The organism is uncultured Parabacteroides sp., from assembly GCF_902493135.1.
Lineage (GTDB): Bacteria > Bacteroidota > Bacteroidia > Bacteroidales > Tannerellaceae > Parabacteroides.
Genome location: NZ_CABUOD010000001.1, coordinates 60,880 through 81,569 on the forward strand (window position 1 = coordinate 60,880; position 20,690 = coordinate 81,569).

The 20,690-nt window shown below is 50.0% G+C and carries 13 protein-coding genes; 5 read left to right on the plus strand and 8 right to left on the minus strand.

The features are described 5' to 3' along the window. Positions 1-70 precede the first annotated feature (70 nt). From RDN79_RS00250 to RDN79_RS00285, 8 genes are all read right to left on the minus strand, one after another. Entirely contained in the window at positions 71-1,768 is a 1,698-nt protein-coding gene (locus tag RDN79_RS00250) for a DUF3857 domain-containing protein (RefSeq protein WP_298547973.1), read from the minus strand. 159 nt (positions 1,769-1,927) lie between these two features. After that, positions 1,928-3,895 carry a DUF3857 and transglutaminase domain-containing protein gene (locus tag RDN79_RS00255; RefSeq protein WP_298547970.1) on the minus strand — a complete coding sequence of 656 codons (1,968 nt, stop codon included), beginning with the start codon at positions 3,893-3,895 and terminating at the stop codon, positions 1,928-1,930. Positions 3,896-3,942: 47 nt separating this feature from the next. Further along, the gene (locus RDN79_RS00260; protein ID WP_298547967.1) at positions 3,943-5,016 is read right to left on the minus strand and encodes an AMP-binding protein; all 1,074 of its coding nucleotides are present in this window, start codon (positions 5,014-5,016) and stop codon (positions 3,943-3,945) included. A 19-nt stretch (positions 5,017-5,035) separates the two neighbouring features. Further along, positions 5,036-6,061, minus strand: a complete 1,026-nt coding sequence (locus RDN79_RS00265) for an o-succinylbenzoate synthase (RefSeq protein ID WP_298547964.1) — start codon at positions 6,059-6,061, stop codon at positions 5,036-5,038. 16 nt (positions 6,062-6,077) lie between these two features. Next, on the minus strand, positions 6,078-6,902 hold the full coding sequence (gene menB / locus RDN79_RS00270) for a 1,4-dihydroxy-2-naphthoyl-CoA synthase (protein ID WP_298547961.1): 825 nt from the start codon (positions 6,900-6,902) through the stop codon (positions 6,078-6,080). Between the two features lie 37 nt (positions 6,903-6,939). Then, positions 6,940-8,604: a 2-succinyl-5-enolpyruvyl-6-hydroxy-3-cyclohexene-1-carboxylic-acid synthase gene (gene menD / locus RDN79_RS00275; protein WP_298547958.1), complete on the minus strand. Its 1,665-nt coding sequence runs from the start codon at positions 8,602-8,604 to the stop codon at positions 6,940-6,942. A gap of 33 nt (positions 8,605-8,637) precedes the next feature. Further along, the gene (locus tag RDN79_RS00280) at positions 8,638-9,795 is read right to left on the minus strand and encodes a 6-bladed beta-propeller (protein ID WP_298547955.1); all 1,158 of its coding nucleotides are present in this window, start codon (positions 9,793-9,795) and stop codon (positions 8,638-8,640) included. Positions 9,796-9,974: 179 nt separating this feature from the next. Beyond that, positions 9,975-13,841: a TIM-barrel domain-containing protein gene (locus RDN79_RS00285; protein WP_298547953.1), complete on the minus strand. Its 3,867-nt coding sequence runs from the start codon at positions 13,839-13,841 to the stop codon at positions 9,975-9,977. Between the two features lie 715 nt (positions 13,842-14,556). Here RDN79_RS00285 and RDN79_RS00290 point away from each other — a divergent pair. The 5 genes from RDN79_RS00290 (at position 14,557) to RDN79_RS00310 (ending at position 20,568) form a co-directional block, all read left to right on the plus strand. Further along, positions 14,557-16,101 carry an acyl-CoA carboxylase subunit beta gene (locus RDN79_RS00290; protein ID WP_298547951.1) on the plus strand — a complete coding sequence of 515 codons (1,545 nt, stop codon included), beginning with the start codon at positions 14,557-14,559 and terminating at the stop codon, positions 16,099-16,101. 12 nt (positions 16,102-16,113) lie between these two features. Further along, a complete protein-coding gene (gene accC, locus RDN79_RS00295; protein WP_298547948.1) occupies positions 16,114-17,625 on the plus strand; it encodes an acetyl-CoA carboxylase biotin carboxylase subunit in 1,512 nt (503 codons plus the stop codon). A 12-nt stretch (positions 17,626-17,637) separates the two neighbouring features. After that, positions 17,638-18,165 carry a biotin/lipoyl-containing protein gene (locus RDN79_RS00300; protein WP_298547945.1) on the plus strand — a complete coding sequence of 176 codons (528 nt, stop codon included), beginning with the start codon at positions 17,638-17,640 and terminating at the stop codon, positions 18,163-18,165. A 146-nt stretch (positions 18,166-18,311) separates the two neighbouring features. Beyond that, a complete protein-coding gene (locus tag RDN79_RS00305; RefSeq protein WP_298547943.1) occupies positions 18,312-19,370 on the plus strand; it encodes a DUF4925 domain-containing protein in 1,059 nt (352 codons plus the stop codon). 160 nt (positions 19,371-19,530) lie between these two features. Then, the gene (locus RDN79_RS00310; protein ID WP_298547942.1) at positions 19,531-20,568 is read left to right on the plus strand and encodes a DUF4925 domain-containing protein; all 1,038 of its coding nucleotides are present in this window, start codon (positions 19,531-19,533) and stop codon (positions 20,566-20,568) included. The last annotated feature ends 122 nt before the right edge of the window (positions 20,569-20,690 follow it).

Here is a 20,690-nt window from a genome sequence, read left to right on the forward strand (position 1 = left end):
CCGTAGGGGCGGAGTTGAACCCCGTCCCTACGGGTTGCCATTGTGTATTATATACCGGATAAATCGTCCTTTACCGTACAGAAAACAACAACGTCTTTCCATTTACGTCGCTCCATTCAGTCAAAAGCTGGCGCAGTGCCTTGTATTCGGAAGATGTATAAAGTTGTTTGTTCAGTTCCAGGCTGCGGGTGACAGTTACCGTACGTCCGTTTTTCTTGACGGCGATGGTCAGGCTGCCGGCGGCATTGCGGATCGTCTTATCGGTTTCCGGTGTGCGCAGTTCCATGTTTTCAGGACATTCGATCGTGTATGTATAAACTTCATTGACAGGGCGCGGGATCAGCAGGTTCTCTTTCCGTTGGCTGTTCAGATGGCCATAAGGCAGATGGGAGAAGCCGGAAGCATCGTCTGGCAATGTGATCGTTGCATATCCGTTTTGTTTGTTTAAGGAAGCCGGGGTTCCCATGTTGCCGGTCTTGAAATAAGGCAATAGCTCTTTTCCTACGGATCCTTTGGTCATAGTTGTCAAATTACCATCTTTCTTGAATGTCAGCGTGATGTCATTCTTAATCTGGTAATCTTCGAGGGTAGGAACGGCAACGGCTACCGGTTTTCCTGTTTGCAGGCTGAAAAGCGGAGTCCGGTCGAGGTTCACCGTTTGCGGACGGCGGGTGGAAGAGGGAGAGAACAGATACAATTCACCGTTCACCATGCAGGAGACGAGTAGCTGGTCGACTGCTCTCAGTGCCAATCCTTTGTCTGCGTGAGCTTGGTAAGTTACCATTGGTTCGGCCTTGAAACCGGCTCCATCCAACAGGCCTGCGAGCAAGTTGGCTTTTTCGGCTTCAGTCCCGTAAGCAGTGCTCATGACTGCATCGGCAGGGCGGAGGCGATAGCCGGTCTGGTCCAGCGTCAGCCCGTTGTTGGCAATGTGGTTGGTCGTATATTCGAGGATCGCTTCCAGTTTGTCCTCGTCCTTGTCCTTTCCCTCGATCAGGCTTTCTGCCAGAGTTGTGAGTTGTGGATCGCCGGACGGATTGAACTGTTTGAGCAGGGTTGCCAATGCCTCCCCTTCGGATGCGTAAGTCGTGGCGGCGAGAAAAGGAACGTCGCCATTCCGGACGGAGACGAACGGAGCGCGGGAAGAAGCCGGCAGATTACGCAATGTCCAACTTGTCGTACGGGTTCCGCCGGATTGTTTGACGGACGCTTTTGCCGGATTGTTTGCCAACGTGTAGGCAAGCTCTTTGGCTTCGGGCGTCACGATCGTCAGGGTGTATTCCTTGACGGGAGAAGATTGGAGCAGCTCTTCGAAAATGTCTACTTCCGGCAGATAACCCGGTTTGGATGTGACCGTGTAGTCGAGATAGATCGTCGCTCCCAATTCCAGGCCCGTATGGACGACAACCATTTCTTTCAGGTGGTTGTAAGCCGGAGCATCGGCCGCATTGCGGGGAAGAACTTCCACGAAAGCGTTGTCCGGCGTCTTGATGATCGTGCCGTCTTTCTGTTTGGTGTAAGACGAGTTGATCTTCAGTTCCTGGTATTGCGGATTGTACACGATGAAGCTTTCCCCGTATGTGCCGTTCATGGCCGTGTGGGTGAAAAGTGTCAGTTCCATGTTATAGCGGAACTCCTGGCTGCCGTCGGTATTGAGCGTCCAGGTCTTTGCCAGTTTTTTATATTCGGCTTCCGATGCTCCGAAGGCTGTCGTAGCCATTAGCAGCAGGCAAAGGAGGAAGGCGAGTTTATGTTTGTTTCGTATCATTTGATTTATGATTTATAATTTGTGATTTTAGATAGGGTACCATCTGTTCTAATAGATAGGGTATCACCTATTCTAAGGATTGGGGTACCATTCATTCTAAGGATTGGGGTACCATTCATTCTAGGGAATGGGGTACCATCTATTAGGCGGGATGGGGTGTCATCTTTTTATGACGATATAATTCCCGAACGACTTATGTGCATTCACGGCACTCCGGAACCCGTCCCAGTCGCCTGCCTCGTACACGCGTTTCTTCAATGCCAACTTCTGGTGCAACATCACTTTGTTGCCGTCCTGGCGGAGGGAACCTTCGAAGTCGGCGGCAGAACTTTGCGTACTGTCTTCTTTTCCGTCACCCGTTAACTGATAACCTGCGGGAAGTTGGATCGTTTCGTCCAGTTCGACCAGACGAGAGCATGCATCCTTGAAACCATACCGGCGTTCTTCGAGGTCGGTGTTGATGCGCAGGTAGCTTTTTACCTGGTTGTAAAGATTATTCATCACCAGCGGCTTGAACAGCATTTCTCCTTCTCCGGGAAGGGCGTAACCGGGTATTTCATAACGGAATGTCATTTTGATCGGTGCAGCCTGGTAGTTTTTCGGGTCTTTGCCATAATCCACACTGATAAGGCGGGCTTTAGGCGAAACGGCAAGGAGCTGGCTTTCCAATGCGGACTGCCACTGAGACTGCCAGCCGGTGGTGAAGATACGGCGGATATTGCTGTCCGATTGCCCTTCGGCAGTGATCGTGAACTGTCCGGTCAGCGTACCTTTGGCATCCAGCCGGTTGTCGGCCTTGATGCGGACGTAATGGTTTTCCGGTGCGGAAACCGGCGTGAGGCAGAGGTCGGAACCTTCGGGGACTCCCGGCAAGTAGTTCTGTTGCTGTTCGGCGCTGCTCCATAATTCGCGGCAGAAAGGAACCCAGGTCGGATCGAGCGGCATATAGGTCCCGCTGGAAAGTTTCACGACGGCGACACAATGGTTGAAGTGGTCGGCCGGGATGCTTTCCACGCGGCTGCCCGCCATCGTCATAGCTGGATAGGCTTCGAAGCCTGCCATACGCAGGAAAGCGATCAAGGTACCGGCAATGTCCTTGCAGACACCGCAACGGTCTGTGTAATTCATTTTCAGGTTATGCAGCGTGTAACCTTCGCCTTTGCCCATCGATATGCCGGAGTAGCGGATATTGTCGGCAACCCAGTGGGTGAGGACGGCGATCTTTTCCATCTCCGTCTTTTTGCCTTTGATCAATTCATCCACTTTCTTCTGGGCTTCGGGAATGGCGTCGAAGCTGCCGTAGTCTTCGTTCACTTTGTTGAACCAAAGGGATTTGTCTTGCCAGCGCGGTGTTGACGACATCATCAGTTTCGATGCTGCATCGAACAAGTCGACCATGTTCGGTTCGCGTTGGGTCGGCATGATGTCCGTACTGACGAATGTATAGGCTTTCCGGCCGTCCTCGTAGCGCATGGACGAGGTGCATTCTCCCTGATAGAACTGGAATTGCATCTCTTTCTCCATCGGGATATTTACCTTATATACCTTGCGGACGGTCGGTTCGGTCGCCCAGAAAGGGACGATATCATAGAATTGTCCGCGCATGGGCGGGATGAAACGAGATTCATCGTCACCTGTACCGGCAGTCAGCAGGGCGTAGGTGAACCCTTTCTTGTCGATCTGGTAGTCGATGATATCGCCCGGATCGAGACGGCCTACTTCCATCATGATCTGCCGTGCTCCCCAGTAGATGGCACGGGCGGGAGCGGCATAATCCTGTTGCCGGGTGATGTCGAGGTTGACCACGTCGCCATTGGCTTTATAAATGGTGACGCGGTGGAACTCAGCATGTGCCGTCAGCGGATCATAATCGTATTTAAGGATGCGATTGGCAACTGCTCCGCGTGTGTTCATGACTTTGACGATCTTGCAGACAGTGAAAGAGCCGGAGCCGGTAGGCTGCACGGTCACTGCGGTACTGTCGAGCAGGTTTACGCAATCGTAACCTGCATATAATTCCGGCTTTTGCAGAGTCGGATCGGGTGCCGTCCGGCAACTTTCCCCACTTTGCCCGTAGGCGGACGCCGTGGTGAGAAGGGCGGAGACGAAGATGGATAAGTACTTCATAAAATATAGTGTTTTTGTATGTTTATTTATATTAATCCCGAAATAATTTAACTCGTATATCTTTCCGTTGCCAGTTTCCGGCATGCCGCCCGGTCGATCTTTCCGCTTCCGGTGAGGGGGATTGCTTCAATCCGCAGGATGTGTTTCGGACGCTGGTATTTGGGTAATCGTTCAAATATCTTTTCTTCCAATTCGGAAAGGAGGCTGTTCTCCGGTAAGGAAAGAGACTGTTTTCCAATAAGGGAAGCGGCTGTTCCCTTACCAGGGGAGCGGTCGTTCCCTGCGGTGACCAATAAAACCATCGCCTCTCCGAACTTCGGGTCCGGAACGGATGTTATGGCAAAGTTAGCAGAAATAAGGGGACGCAAGGCTTCCTCTACAATCTCCGTTTGTATTTTTATGCCTCCGCTGTTGATGATATTGTCTTTCCTTCCCAAGATGCGGAAACGGCCGTCCGGGAGCAGCTCGGCTACATCGTTCGTGACGAGTGTCTCGTCGGCGACAAGCGGAGCATTTATCACCAATGTACCTTCTGTCGAGAGTGATAGCTTGACAGAAGGGAAAGGCGTGTAATAAGGAGATGCATCCGGTCCGTTCAACCGCCGGAGGGCGATATGCGAAAGTGTTTCCGTCATTCCGTAGGTGGAATAGACGCGGATAGGCAATCCTTGTATCCGGGCTTCCAGCTCACTGTCGATGGAGCCGCCGCCGATGATCAGGATATCGGTTTGGCAGAGCCGCTCCCGTTCTTCCGGTACTTGAAGTGTATTGTACACTTGCAACGGGATCATGGCGGCGAACCGGAGGGGCATGTCGATGTCTGCCATCGGATGCCCGGAAGGTTCACGCACGACCAAATCCAATCCTGCCACGAGTGACCTGACGACCATCATCTTCCCGGCAATGTACCGGAGCGGCATGCAAAGGAGGGCTTTATCCCCTTGCCGTAACCCTAAATAATCGCAGGTGAGGCGGGCGCTGTTCATCATTTGCTCCTTGCGGACCGTGATTCGTTTGGGTGTACCGGTCGAACCGGAAGTCTGTACCTCCAAGTAAGGAGAGGCAGACTTCCAATCGTCCAGGAAAGTTTGTAAATCTTCTGATATCTTTGGTATTGCCATAAATCTAAAAGTCTGTAAGCTATTTGGGGTTCGACCAAAGGCGATCCCCCTTTACCACCAACGGCATGTCGATGTTGTTGGTGAAGAGGTCGCCGGTCCCCAACCCTTGCGGAAGCGGATTGTCGAAAGTCGCGCACCACTGGGCGATGGCGTTCAGGCCGACATTCGATTCCAAAGCCGAAGTGATCCACCAGCCGATCTGCCGTTCCTGGGCTTCCTTGATCCATTCGCTACAGCCGTACAGACCTCCGTGAAGGGACGGTTTCAAGATTATATATTGCGGATGGATGAAGGAAAGCAATTCTTTCTTCTTCTCCGGCGTGTTGCAACCGATCAGTTCTTCGTCGAGGGCGATGGGAACCGGGGAGGAAGCTGCTAACAGGGCCATATCTTCCCATTGTCCGGCCCGGATCGGCTGTTCGATCGAGTGCAGGTTCAGTTCTGCCAGGCGGTTCAGCTTCGTCATGGCTTCGTTCGGTGAGAAAGCGCCGTTGGCATCGACACGCAGTTCGATTTCATCGGAAGAAAATTGTTCGCGGATGATGCGAAGGATTTCCAATTCCTTATCGAAGTCAATCGCCCCGATTTTCAGCTTGATGCAACGGAAACCGGATTCGATCTTGTTAGCCACCTGCTTCGTCATCTCCTTATAACTTCCCATCCAGATCAGTCCGTTGATCGGAATGCCCGCTTCACCACGTGAGAAAGGCGTGTCCCACAAGGCAAAACTATTGGCCTCGTAATGTAAGAGGGCAGTCTCCAAGCCGAATAAGATGGAAGGATAGTCACGCAGTCCGTCTATATCGATCTTGCCTGTGTTGGTGAAGTTTTGGCAGGCCTTAGCCAGTACTTCCTCATATCCGGGAACGTCGTCGCAACTCAGATTAGGCAGTGGAGCGCATTCTCCGACTCCCCAGCGATCGGGATCATCTTTTGAAGAAAGAACCAGAAACCAGCTTTTCCGTTCTGTATACGTCCCGCGTGAAGTGCCTGCCGGTTTCTTGAAATGCAGATCTCTGGGATAAACTTCGATTTTGTAGTGCATAAATTATGTGTTTTATTTAAGGAAATTTCGGATAATCTTCGAAACGAGGCCGGCGTTTTTCGAGGAAAGCTTTGCCGCCTTCCTGGGCTTCGTCGGTCATATAGTAGAGCATGGTGGCATCGCCCGCCAGTTCCTGGATTCCGGCCTGGCCGTCCAGCTCGGCGTTGAGGCCTGCCTTGATCATGCGGAGGGCGAGCGGGCTGAGCAGCATCATTTCTTCGGCCCATCCGACATATTCGTCTTCCAGTTTATCCAAAGGTACGACCTTGTTCACGAGGCCCATGTCGAGTGCCTCCTGTGCATTGTATTTGCGGCAAAGAAACCAAATCTCACGCGCTTTCTTCTGGCCGACAATGCGGGCTAAATAGGATGAACCGAACCCGGCGTCGAAACTTCCCACGCGAGGACCCGTCTGTCCGAATATCGCGTTTTCAGAAGCAATCGTCAGGTCGCAGACCACATGCAGCACATGTCCGCCACCGATCGCAAACCCGTTTACGGCAGCGATCACCGGTTTCGGAATCGAGCGGATCTGCTTTTGTACATCGAGCACATTCAATCTTGCCACGCCGTCTTTACCGATGTAACCGCCGTGACCTTTCACATGCATGTCGCCTCCGGCACAGAAAGCCGTGTCTCCGGCTCCGGTCAGGACGATGACATTGATATCCGGCCGTTCGCGGCAGATATAGAGGGCATCGCTCATTTCCGTCGTCGTAGTCGGAGTAAAAGCGTTGCGATAGCGTTCGCGGTTGATGGTGATGCGGGCAATCCCGTTGTAGAAATCGAAGAGGATTTCTTCATATTCTTTGATGGTTGTCCATTCTCTTTTTGTATCCATAAGGTGAATTTAGTATTATAAATTATGAGATATGTTCTTATTTCTTTAGTTGGTGGTAATATTCTTTGAGCAGCCGTACATCTTCAGCCGCATCCGTGAATACTTCCATCAGCATCGGTCGGCTGTGGGGCGCGGACTGGGTGAAAATTGCCATCGCATCCGTCAGCTCCCCGTCGTTATGGACGGGAAGGTAGTCGAATCCCCGTTCTTCGGCCCATCCTTTGGCGGAAGTTTTGTGCGTGGCGGTCACGAAGCGGTGTGTCTTATCTTCCATTTTCAGTCCGGGGAGCGCCTGGAATATTTCGCCGCCTCCGTTGTTGAGCAGCAGGATGCGCAGGTTACAGCCGAAGTTGGTGTTCCAAAGTGCGTTCATATCGTAAAAGAAACTCAGGTCTCCGATCACCACGAAGTTCAGCTTGTCCGAACAAACGGAGTAGCCGATGGCGGTCGAAAGCGACCCTTCAATCCCGCTCGTTCCCCGGTTGCAGCAGACTTCGATCCCTTCGGGAAGTGTGTATAACTGGGCATAACGTACGGTCGAACTGTTGCCTAAATGCAAGGCCGCAGGTGCTGGGAGCGATTGGATCAATGCTCCGATGGCAGCCATTTCCGAATAGCCGAATTCCGGTTGCGGCAGGTCACGGGTGTTGTTCTCCCATACGCGTGGGAACTCCGTTGTCCGGTTTTCCAGCAGGTAAGCGATCTTTTCGAGGAATTCGAACGGGTCCATCTCGATAACAGTTGTCAGGGAGCCATAAAGATCCGCCACTTCTCCGTCGAGCGAAACATGCCAATGTTCGCGGGGCGGATGCTTGCGGAGGAATTGTTTGAGACGTTTCGACACGATATGTCCGCCGTACGTGATCAACAGATCGGGAACCATCTTTTCCAACTTTTCTTCCGGCAGGGCATAGAGTGCGGCATCAAAATTCTTTACCGGGATGCCGGGAACGGTCTTGTTTCCCGTATGCTCGGTAAGCCAGGCGAAATGTTTGTATAGCAGTTTGGAATATTTCTTTTCAAAAAGATAAATCAGGTTCATCTGTCCGGCAACGATCATGCGGCGGTTGTAGTTGTTCAGCCGCTCGATCAGTCCGGTATATTCACGGTCGTAGACATTTAATCCCTGATAGCGGGTGATGACGCGCACTTTCGGCAATTCCTCTGTGGTGAAGCGGAATAATGGTTCCGAGATCGGCACGTTGATATGCACCGGCCCTTTCCCATGATGGTTCAGTTCGAGCAAGGCTTCGTTGACAAGGCGGTTGCAATGCCACTCGTCTTCGTCGGTATGTATCTCCGGCAGGTTGACGGATTTCTTGACAAGCGAACCGAAGACACCGGGTTGCGGAAGTGTCTGCCCGTCCATCTGCCCGATCCAGGCTCCGGGACGGTCTGCCGAAATCACGACCAACGGCACTTGTTGATAAAAGGCTTCCGATACGGCAGGATGAATATTAAGTAATGCACTGCCCGATGTGCAGCAGACGGCAGCCGGACTGCCGCCATGCAATGCCAGCCCGATTGCGAAGAAAGCCGCGCTCCGTTCGTCCGTCACCGAATAACAGGAGAAGAACGGATGGTTGGCAATCGTATGTACGATAGGGGAGTTGCGACTACCGGGACACAAAACGATTTTCTTGACGTTATGCTCGATGAGCAAAGCTACGAGCTGCAGGATGTTTTTCTTATCTGAGTACATAATGTATTTGTTTATGATGCAAAAGCTCGAATCCTAACTTTTTTGCTTTACCAACATAATTACCGGATTGTCATCTTCATCCAGTTTTGAGGCGATTTCTTTCAATTTGCCATCTTTCAGTTGGCCTTTTTTGTAAATCTCAACAAGCCGGGATGCGTTAAGACTCGTGGCGCCCTCGATTTCGCGGTTGATCGATTTAGCTGTCATAGCTACGGGTCTTTTTTCCACATAGTCACCATTCTGTACAGTAACTTGAAACATGGCTTTTTCTTCTTTGTCATACATCAGTTCATCCGTATAGAATCCGTTACCCTTTTCAAAGTTAAATACATTTTTAACGGTTTGCATAAAAAAATAACGGTCGGTATGAATACCCATATATAGGAAAACTTCCGGTACCATGCTCTGGACGGAAGGGACCCTTACTACAAATGGACTTAATGTCCCATCCGGTTTATAGTTGTACAATGTATCGGTTGATGTGTCTATAAGTGTACATTTACCGTCGCTCAGGCGTATTTGGTAAGAATAATTCGCCACAAAGTTATCTCCATCCCTCACGATCGGTGTGTTAATCGTTTTAAAAGGAATAAGAATTTTACGAGTGATATTTCCATCCTGTTTTGATATAATCAGATGGTATGATTTGCTTCTATCCTTTCCTTTATTATAATAATCCGACATATCATAGCAAATCAAATTATTTTTGTCATAATCAAAAACAGATGAAACTTCGCGATCAAGATTCAAACACCGTTTGAAACTTCCGGAAAGATCGTACACTACGATTTTATTTCCCGGAGACATTACGAATATTTCACTGTTGCTTTCATCAAGAATAATTCCATTAATCCTTGCGTATTCTTCCGCCCCTTGTCCTTGCCGGTTTATTTTCCTTACTCCTTTACCGCTTTTTCTGTTAAAAATAAAAATATCTCCGTCGTTATTCCTGTTTTTTACCAACAAGTACTCTTTCCCTACATCTTGTATCGAACCTTGCGTAAGAAACTCGTCACTGGTTTCCAGCGCGATATATTCCACGTCCATGAGATCCTGGAGGATCAGTTCTTTTTTAGGGTAGCTTTTCGAAACGTCAACGATGAGCAAATCATCTTTTGATTGTATATTTTCTCCACACCCGGCCAACACCATCAACAGAATGATTGCTAAAATTGTATTCGTTTGTTTCATATCAGTTGTTTTTGTGATAAACTTACATAAAGAATCTTCGTACACGAAGGTAATGCTTTTGCTTGTATATTGAAAACGAATGGTGAAAAAATGATCTCGGATAAAAGAAAAGGCTTCGCTAACCGGATATACCAAGAACGAAGCCTTTATACATGCTATTCTTTCGGATGTTCTTTATGTCAGAACTTCTGCATATTCAGATTCTTGTCCACCAGGATTCCGTCGATCGCTTTCAGGTTGAATTTGACTTTACGTTTCGCTTTCAGCTTGATGGTGAAGAGAACTTCAGAACCTTCGAGCGCCTTTTTGTCGCCAAGATTGACGAAAGTAGGATAGAGCGCCTTTTGGCCGCTGGTGTGCAGACGGTCGTATGTCAGGTTCTCCATCGCACCGAGGTTTGCCGGTTCGATACCGACAAAATCATAGTCCTGCTGGTCGTAAGGCAATGCGAAACTCAAAGCGTTGACAGCTTTGATACTGTCGCCTTTGACGGTGATTTCGACTGTTTCGCCGGCATTGTACGTCTGCTTCGGAGTGGAGAGGGAGATCGTTCCGGTTACGCGGTCCGTGCCCGGATTTTCGATACCGTCTTCCAATTGGGTGGCCACAACCGATATGTCGTAAGCATCGATCAGGCCGTTCCGGTTGATATCGCCTGCGCTGACATAATCGAAATCGCTGTCGCCGCGACGCAGCCCCGTGTAGTTCATATACGAAGTCAGGTCGTTCGAATCGATCTTCTTGTCGTTGTTGATGTCGCCCGGCAGGTAACTTTCCGTGCCCGGAACCTTGAATACATATAATTCGCGGCCGGAAGCATAGTTGCCGACACCTTCCCTGATATGCAACTTGATGTAACGGGCTTTCGGCTGATCCTTGAAAGTGAATACTTTCACGTCACCGTTACGTTCCCAGCGGAATGAGTCGACCGCCGTCCAGTTTTCCTTATCCATGCTGTAGGCCACGTCGCCGGCAAGGATCGTACCGTTGCCTCCATCCTGGCGGCACAGATAATGGAACTTATCCAGCTGGTTGATGGTGCGCAGGTCGATGATCATGTCGAACGGCATCGCATTCTTGCGGTACTTCGTGTGGAACATATCGCCCAACTCGGCAAAATCGAACAGGCGGAAAATTTCGAAGCCTTCCTGTTCTTCGGCTGTCACTTCGCCGCGGATGCCTTTGATGGCAAACTCCAGCGGGTTGGATTTTGTCTTGACAGAGAAGCCGGACCAGTCGGAATGGCCGTCCTTGTTGACGGAACGGATCTTGAACGAATAGTCTGTTTCGGCAGAAAGGTTGTCGAACAGCAGTTCGGTATTCTTGATCTGTGTATAGAGCATGCCGTTAAAGTCTATTTCGTAGAAGTCGGCGCCGGAAACTTTCTCCCAAGTCGGTTTCAGCGTGTAGGCTTCCGTGTTCCCGTCCGTCACCTGAGCGGCCGGAGCGGTCAGCGAGCCGGTAGAGACGCGGTGGGTGTCGGGCATGTCGAATTGGTAGCCGTCGAGGGTGACGACCGTTTCGTTCAGAACGATGTCTGTCGGAGCCAGTTTGACCAACAACTGCGGATTCTTGGTGATCGTCACCTTTTCGAATTCGCTTCCTTTAGTGGCGAACTTGTTCAGGTTCGGGGCGGCATCGTAGAAATATACGTTCGTGCCGTTCAGGTATTCGTCCATCGAACGGGCGGCAGCCAGTTTCACTTTGGAGGAACCGATTTGGGCGGTGATCTTCTTCGGCATTTTTGAGAGATTGATGCGCAATTCGGTAGCTTTGTCTTTCACGAAGCCGTCAAAATCGCCTGTTGCCGGATGGATGGTCACTGAAACTTTTGACGGGTCGAGGTTCTTGATTTCGATCCGTGTGGTGGTCCCTTTGCCGTTCAGGTAAGCCTGCGTCTTGCCGTCATCGTCATATTCGACGAACTCGCTGTCTCCGGACGGGTAAAGTTCGTAGATGCGCAGATTCTTGTCGATCTCCTTTACATTATTATTAGGGTTCGTCATCGGGATGATCGCACCCGCTTTCACGAATACCGGAAGTTTCCAGAGCGGAGAAGCGAAGTTGTTGACTACGCAGCCACCTGTGTATTTTTCACCGGTGAAATAGTCGAACCATTCGCCTTCAGGCAGATAGATGCCGTCGCGGATGTCGTTCCCCTTGTCATCCATTTGTGTCTCCTGGTAGATCGGGGCGACGAGGAAGTTCGGACCGTACATGAACTGGTATTGCGTAGCCTTGCCGTATGTGTATGGGTTCGGATCTTCGAGGAACATGGCGCGGATCATCGGTTTGCCGTCTACTGCTTCGCGTGCGATACTATAAGCATAAGGCATCAACTCCGATTTCATCTTCAGATACCAGCGGTTGATGGATGTTGCCGGCTCGCCTAAGGCATGCGGATATTTTTCGTTTGATCCCCAGCCGTCCATGTTCAGCTCCATCGGTGTCCAGGTCTTCCATTGGAAATCGCGGGTATTCATCGCCAGGTTCTTTCCTCCGAAGATGCCGTCCATGTCGGAAGTGATATTCGGTTGTCCGGAAAGTCCCGAACCGATATAAGTCGGGATGTGGAAACGGATATATTCCCATTGTCCACCCGTCTGGTCACCCGACCAGATACCGGCGTAACGTTGCGTGCCGGCCCAGCCGTCGAGAGAGATAATGAACGGACGTGCGTCGTTTCCGTAGTACGGCATGATATGTCCGACATCGGCGACACCGTTCAGACCGAACGAATAACCCCAGCCGACCCATGCCACGTCTGTTTTCAGAACCCGTACACCGGCATCGCGCACCTCTTTTACGATGTCGCGTTGCAACAAGGCGCTGATGCTGTCTTTCGGGTGAAGGTCGGATTGTGTCCAAAGGCCGATCTCGACACCGTTCTTATGGGCGTAGTCGGCGAGGCTCTTTAAGTTTTGGATGTTACCGTCCAATGTTTCGGTCTGTCCGTAGCCGGCTCCGTAGCCGTCGTTCGGCAACAACCAACCTAACGGCATATCATGATTTTTATAACGGTCGATCACGGCGCGGGCGGAGAACTGATAGTTGTTCTTTTCTCCGTTCAGCGATTCCTTGATGCCGCCGTTGTCTTTCTGGCTTTCCTTGTAGCGTTTGCCGTCTTCGAACAGGATACCCTTTTCGTCTTCCACCCAATAGTCGCGGTTGTAAGCGTTCAGATGTCCCTGATAGAATCCGAACTTGGGCAGCAACACCGGGTTACCGGTCAGTTGGTAGAAGTCGTTCAACAGGGCGACCGGTCCGTCGCTGACCATATAGAAAGCATCCAGATAGTCTGTATCGTGGGATAGTTTTACCGCACCTTTTTCGGCAGCGCCGAAATCATATTTTCCCTGTTTGAAGGTGTACCACATGAAGCCGTAGCCGTTCGTGGACCAATAGTAAGGAGTAGGAGAGGCCACGCCGCCGTCTGTCCAACTGTTCTGGTTTTCAATAGCAATGGCTTTGCCCTTATGCGAGAAGCGTCCGTTCTGCACGCCGCCGCCGTAGAAATATTCATCCGGATTTTCTTTCAGCGTCAGGATTGTTTTTCCTTTTTCGTAAGCCACCGGCTTGATCTCTTCAAAAACGATTTTGTTTGTGATGAGGTTGGTGACTTTCAGTAGGGCGGTTGACTTGTCCAGTTGGAGTCTGACTTTTGCGGTCGTGATGGTCACTTGGCCGTTTTCGTCCCGGATGTCCAGTTTGGATACCGGACGACGGGGATTGTCCACGAGAATCCGGGCTTCCGGTTTAGCCTCCGGATCACGAAGGATGCCGCCGTTGTTGTCCTGGAACATACGGAAAATATTGTCTCCGTAGAAATCGAATGTCATCCGCTGATTGTTGGAGAATACGACATCGACCGTAGTCGGGTTGATCCGTTGCACACTGACGATCGTTTGCGCCTGCTGGGCGATAGTGGCTACAGGTTCGGAAGTCCCGGTCGCAGCCATTAATGGAGCAGGGGAAAACATCAATGGCGCAGCAAGAGCGATCAGGATCGCTTGTTTCTGTTTACGATTAGCCATTAAGCGTTTCATGTTTGAATTAATTGATTTATTAGGTTTCTATATTCTGAGACAAAAGTACATAAAATTTCTATTACTTTTCCCTGGATGGAAAAGTAATCAAAAGATCACGGCTTAACCTGCCTCGCTACTCCGTTCCCTTCGTTCGCTGTCGCCTGCGAAACTCGCTTCGCTCAGACAGCGCAGGCTCCGGGCGCTCGCTTTGGTCACTTCGCTTTACGCTCGCCAGCTTAGGCCGGAGATAGAGCCGTTCCGGCTCTTTTGGAATGGCCGATACCGGCAGTTCTCCAGTAGGGGCAGGGCTTTGCTCTGCCCTTTTGTCTTCAACGGAGATGACATCGTTTCCATTGGGCGGAGTAGAACCCTGCCCCTACGAGTCACCATTATTCATTACACCTTCATAAAGAAACAGGCTGTATCGGCAATCCTAAGAGAAAGCGGAGCTTTCTTGGGAAGGCCTAAGCGGATGGGCGTAAAGCGGAGGGTAAAGGCGGAGCGTCCGGAGCCTGCGCTGTTTGAGCGAAGCGAGTTTCGCAGGCGACAGCGTAGTCTTTGCCCGGAGTAGCCCAGCCGGTTCTGCCTTGATCTTTTTATTACTTTTCCATCCAGGGAAAAGTAATGTAATAAATATTACCTATCAATTGATCGATAAACCTTATCCTTGCATCCGGTGTTAGTATATAATAAATGCTTACATTGCACAAAACTCATTTAAACCGGATATTCCATGAAAGAGAAAATCGATCAGTTAGCGGCTCTTAACCACCAAGCAGAATTGGGTGGTGGAGAAGACCGGATCGCCAAGCAACATGCGGCAGGAAAATTGACTGCCCGTGAACGTATTGAACTGCTCCTTGAAAAGGGAAGTTTTGTCGAAGTAGACAAGTTTGTCACCCACCGTTGCACCGAGTTCGGACTGGAAAAACAGCGTCCGTTGGGCGACGGGGTGGTTACCGGCTACGGGATGATAGGTAAACGCACGGTTTTTGTCTTCGCCCAAGACTTCACGGTCTTTGGCGGCGCCCTCTCCGAAACGTATGCGCGTAAGATTTGCAAGATTATGGATATGGCGATGCAGTTAGGTGCTCCGGTGATCGGCCTGAACGATTCGGGCGGGGCGCGTATCCAGGAAGGCGTCCGTTCGCTTGCCGGGTATGCGGAGATATTCCTGCGCAACTCGCTGGCTTCGGGCGTGATCCCGCAGATCAGCGCCATCATGGGCCCGTGTGCCGGAGGAGCCGTCTATTCGCCTGCGCTGACCGACTTTATCTTTATGGTGAAAGATTCCAGCTACATGTTTATCACAGGTCCCGAAGTGGTCAAGAGCGTGACGCAGGAAGAGGTGACCATGAACGAACTGGGCGGATCGGAAGTGCACAGCACGAAATCGGGCGTCGCCCATTTCACCGCCGACAACGACATGGAATGCATCCTGAAGATACGCGAACTGATGTCCTTCCTGCCGAACAACAACATGGAAGAGCCCCCGTTCGTCCCGACTACCGACAGTGCGAACCGCATCGACGAAAACCTGAACAACCTGGTCCCGACCAATCCGAACCAGCCCTACGACATGCGCGAACTGATCCTTTCGGTGGCGGACGACAACAATTTCTTCGAAGTACAGGAAGAATACGCCCGCAACATCCTGATCGGCTATATCCGCCTGAACGGGAAGACGGTCGGCGTCGTTGCCAACCAACCGGCCGCTCTCGCCGGGACGCTCGATATCAATGCGTCGGTCAAGGCCGCCCGCTTCGTCCGTTTCTGCGACGCGTTCAACATTCCGTTGCTGACATTCGTGGACGTGCCGGGATTCCTTCCGGGCGTGAACCAGGAATATGAAGGCATTATCCGCCACGGAGCCAAGCTGCTCTACGCCTATTGCGAGGCGACCGTCCCGAAAGTGACGGTGATCACGCGCAAGGCCTACGGAGGCGCCTACGACGTGATGAGTTCCAAACATATCCGCGGCGATATCAATTTCGCCTATCCGACGGCCGAGATCGCCGTGATGGGGCCGGACGGCGCCGTCAACATCCTTTTCCGCAAAGAGCTGAAGAAAGCCGAGGATGTGGACAAGAAACGCAAGGAATTGCAGGACGATTACCGCGAGAAATTCGCCAACCCTTACCGCGCCGCCGAGTTGGGATATGTCGACGAGATCATCGAACCGTCCGTAACCCGTCCGCGCCTGATCCGCAGCTTCGAGCTGCTGGCCAACAAGCGGCAGTCCAACCCGCCGAAGAAACATTCCAATATTCCACTTTAAAACGCAGCCGTTATGATTAAGAAAGTATTAGTAGCCAACCGCGGCGAGATCGCCATGCGTATCTTTCGTACCTGCCGCGTGATGAATATCCCCACCGTCGCCATCTATACCCATGTCGACCGTGGCGCCCTGCATGTCCGGTATGCCGAAGAAGCCTACTGCATCTCCGAGGATGCGGCCGACACTTCCTACCTCAAACCCGAACTGATCCTCTCGATCGCCAAGAAAACGGGAGCCGCCATCCATCCCGGATACGGTTTCCTGTCGGAGAATGCCGATTTCGCCCGCCGTTGCGAGGAAGAAGGTGTGATCTTTATCGGTCCGAGCGCCGACGTGATCGCCCGCATGGGAGTCAAGACCGAAGCGCGTAAGATCATGGCGGACGCCGGTGTCCCGATCGTCCCCGGAACCAAGGAACCCGTTGCCGGCCTCGAAGAGGTCCGCCGCGTGGCAGCCGAAATCGGTTATCCCATCATGCTGAAAGCCCTTGCCGGAGGCGGTGGGAAAGGAATGCGCCTGGTGCGCGACGAGGCCGGGCTGGACGAAGCCTTCCGCCTTTCCCGTTCGGAAGCCGCCAACTCGTTCGGCGACGATGCCATCTATATCGAGAAATACATCGAACATCCGCACCATATCGAGGTGCAGGTCTTGGGCGACAAATACGGCAATGTGATCCATCTCTACGACCGCGAATGCTCCATCCAGCGCCGTAACCAGAAAGTGATCGAAGAGGCCCCGTCGCCCTTCGTCAAGGAGGAGACGCGCCGGAAGATGTTGGAGGTTGCCGTCGAAGCCTGCAAGAAGATCGGCTACTACAGTGCCGGGACGCTCGAATTCATGATGGACAAGGACCAGAATTTCTACTTCCTCGAAATGAATACCCGCTTGCAGGTCGAGCATTCCGTGACCGAAGAGTGTACCGGTGTCGACCTCGTGCGCGACATGATCCTCGTGGCCGCCGGAAATCCGCTTCCCTATAAGCAGGAAGACATCGAGTTCCGCGGCGCCGCCATCGAATGCCGCATCTATGCCGAGGATCCGGAGAACAACTTCATGCCGTCGCCCGGCGTCATCAAGGTGCGCGAAGCTCCCGAAGGACGTAACGTGCGTCTGGACAGCGCCGCCTACGCCGGTTTTGAAGTCTCCCTCCACTACGACCCGATGATCGCCAAGCTCTGCGCCTGGGGACGTAACCGCGAGTCGGCCATCTCCAACATGGTGCGCGCCCTCCGCGAATACAAGATCCTGGGGATCAAGACGACGATCCCGTTCCACCAGCGTGTGCTGCACAACGCGACCTTCCTCTCCGGCAACTACGACACGACCTTCATCGACACCAAGTTCGACAAGGAAGACCTGAAACGCCGCCAGAGCAATGATCCGCTTGTAGCCGTGATCGCTGCCGCCATCAAACATTTCGAGCAGGAGAAGGAAGCAGCCGCGCGGGCGACGACCGTCCCGCTCGTCGGAGAATCCCTGTGGAAGTATTACGGCAAGTTACAGATGACTGCCAATAATTATTAGGAGGAACTTATTATGTCAGCAAAAGCATTAGCGACCTATTTCGCAACAGTAAACGATATCCCCGATACCGAATTCAAAGTGGAAATTCTCGAAGACGGCCCCGTAAAGAAGGTCTCCGTCAACGGCAAGATCTACGAAGTGGACTACAACATGGGAGGAGATACGATCCATTCCATCATCCTGAACCACAAATCGCACGGTGTCCAGATTTCAAACGTAGGCAACGACATTTACGAGGTGAAGAACAAAGGTGATTATTTCCAGGTCCAGGTGATCGACGAACTGAAGAAGATGCGCCAATCCCGCATCCGTTCCGCCGCCGCCGGCCGCCAGGTGATCACCGCACAGATGCCGGGCGTGATACTCAAGGTTCACGTCAAGCCCGGCGAAGAAGTCCAAGCCGGAACCCCGCTCTGTGTCCTCGTCGCCATGAAAATGGAAAACGAGATCCGCAGCCCGATCGACGGCGTTGTAAAAGAGGTGTATATCGGCGATGGCGACAAAGTTTCCGTTGGCGATAAAATGTTGGTTGTAGAATAGTTTTTTGTTCTTTTTGTGGTTTTCATGATGGTGAAAGGGAGGGTCTGAAAAGATTCTCCCTTTTGTTCGTTTTATTTTGTTTTGATCATTTTAAATCATTAACTTGCGCGCAGTTTGATATAGTTTAATAATTTAAAATGTGTATTATGAAAAAGAGTTTATTCTATTTAATGGCCCTATTTTGTGCCTTAAATCTTTTTTCATCTTGTGGAGACGACGATAATAAAGATGAACCAACACCAGAGGACACAACTTGGAAAGCTGTTGCTGGTTCGTATACCGCAGACAAACTTAAGTTGACTTATAATGGTCAAGAACTTAGTAATCAATCGGTCACGGTAGAAGCCGTTTCAGCAGAGAAAGCAACTGCTATTTTGAAAGGAATGGTTGCAGGTGTAGACGAAGTGAAAGTTGATCTTATTATGTCGAAAGCTACAAAAGCGGAAGAAGTAATTGCCAATTATAATCTGGAAGGAACTGCAACAGTGGAAGGTAGCCGTACAGTGTCTGTTACTGGAAATGTGAATGCAGGCGTCCTGACATTAGCCGTTGCCATCAAAGTTGATTCTCCCCTTGTTGGTACGTGGATATTCCCGTCTTATGTTCCGTCTGATGTAAATGGAGATGGTAAAATTGATGCAAATGATTATAATGTAATGGGAGGTAGTTTCTTCATGAACCTGGCTACCGAATCAGGAGAGATAGCGTTTGGGGGACAAACTATTCCGGACTATCAATTCTGTGCGTTTGTCGATCAAAAAGCTGAGGCGGCTATTGCCGAAGTCGCACCGGAGATTACATTCGTTGAAAACGGCAATATAACAATTTCTTTTACGAAAGATGGAAAAGCAACTAAGTTAGAAGGTCTTATGGGGTATTACGTAAAAGATAAAATGTTATATGTAACCCTTGACATTACTGCATTGATGGGAATGCTTAAATCAGAAAACAATACATTGGCAGAGCTTATAGCGATGGCTCAAAATGGTATTCCTTTAGTTCTTGAAGAAGAGGATGGCGAATATAGTATTTTGATTAATAATACGCTCGCAACATCTTTGGGTACGCAACTGGCTCCTGTAATGGAATTAATAGCCGGCTTTATGCCTGACAAAGCAGAGATGATCGGTCAAATCGGAGCTTTACTTCCTGTTATTATGGCTGACAAAGATTTTATGGTAGGAATCAATTTGTCTAAAAAATAATCATACTATAATTGATCCAATATTATAGATTGAATTGTCTATTTTTATGATAACGCCGGTTATTGTTTCGGAATAACCGGCGTTAACTTTTTTGTGTTGTTTGTCTCATTCGGATTACTTACCTTCGCTCCGTTTTTATGTATAATTTAAAAAGAAGATTATGAAGAAAAATCTATTTTTTGTGTTTACGATGCTTTGTGCATTGAGTTTTTTCACTGCTTGTAGTGATGATGATGACAATAAGACTGATGACAGTTGGAAGACTATTTCTGCGACTTATACAGCGGAAACGTTGAATTTAAAGTTGGGTGATGCCGAAGTGACAGGCCAATCTGTAAAAGTAAATGCAAGTTCGGCTGAGCAAGCGGTTATTACATTAGCAAATCTTATTCCGGGTGAAGCAGAGGTGACGATTGATACAAAGATGGTGAAAACAGGTGAAAACTATACATTGGAAGGTAACAATGCGAATGATTTGCGTACTGTATCTGCTAAAGGTACTGTTGAAGCGGGAGTTCTGACTTTGGATGTGACTTTTAAAATCACAGCTCCTATTGCGGGAACTTGGAAATTAGCTGAAGTCGTTAAAGATGAAAACGAAACTTTTGTGTCGGGCCCTGTGTCTATGGTTTGGGAAGCTGCTGAAGGAACTATGCTTGGATTCTTGCCTGTGACTTCTATTCCTGCAATGGTTGAGGGCTTTGGGAGTGTAGCTTTGGTACAGGTTCTTCAGAGTATTACGTTTCAAGAAGATGGACAGATTGTAGCTTCTATTTCTAAAACAGGAATGGATTTGACTAAACCGGTCACACCTGTTTGGGAAACGTCGGAAGCCGGATATGCTTCGTATAATGTGACAGATAAGCAAATCCTTGTCTTTTTGGATATAACGAAGATCATGGGAGGCCTAAAGAGCAAGGCTGGTATAGAAGATCTTCCGTTAGAACAAATTATGACTTTATTACAAAATGGTATTCCTGTTAATTATGAAATTGTTTCTGATGGTAAATCTGCTCGTGTGTATATTGATAAAGCGTTAGTAAGTCAGATTGCTCCTTTATTGCCTATATTGGCAGAACTTATCGGTGATGATGCTTTAGGAGGAATGGGACAATTAGTTAAGACAATGCTGAAAGCTTTTCCCGAAGCGATGGAAAAGACAACAAAATTTGAAGTTGGATTGAAATTGGTAAAATAATTCATTAGTTTATAATGGGGGGGTGTCATTAATCTGTATATTAGAACACAGATAACACAGATGAGACGGATTCACACAGATTGATTATAGTAAATCAATAAAATAAAAATCTGCGGTTATCT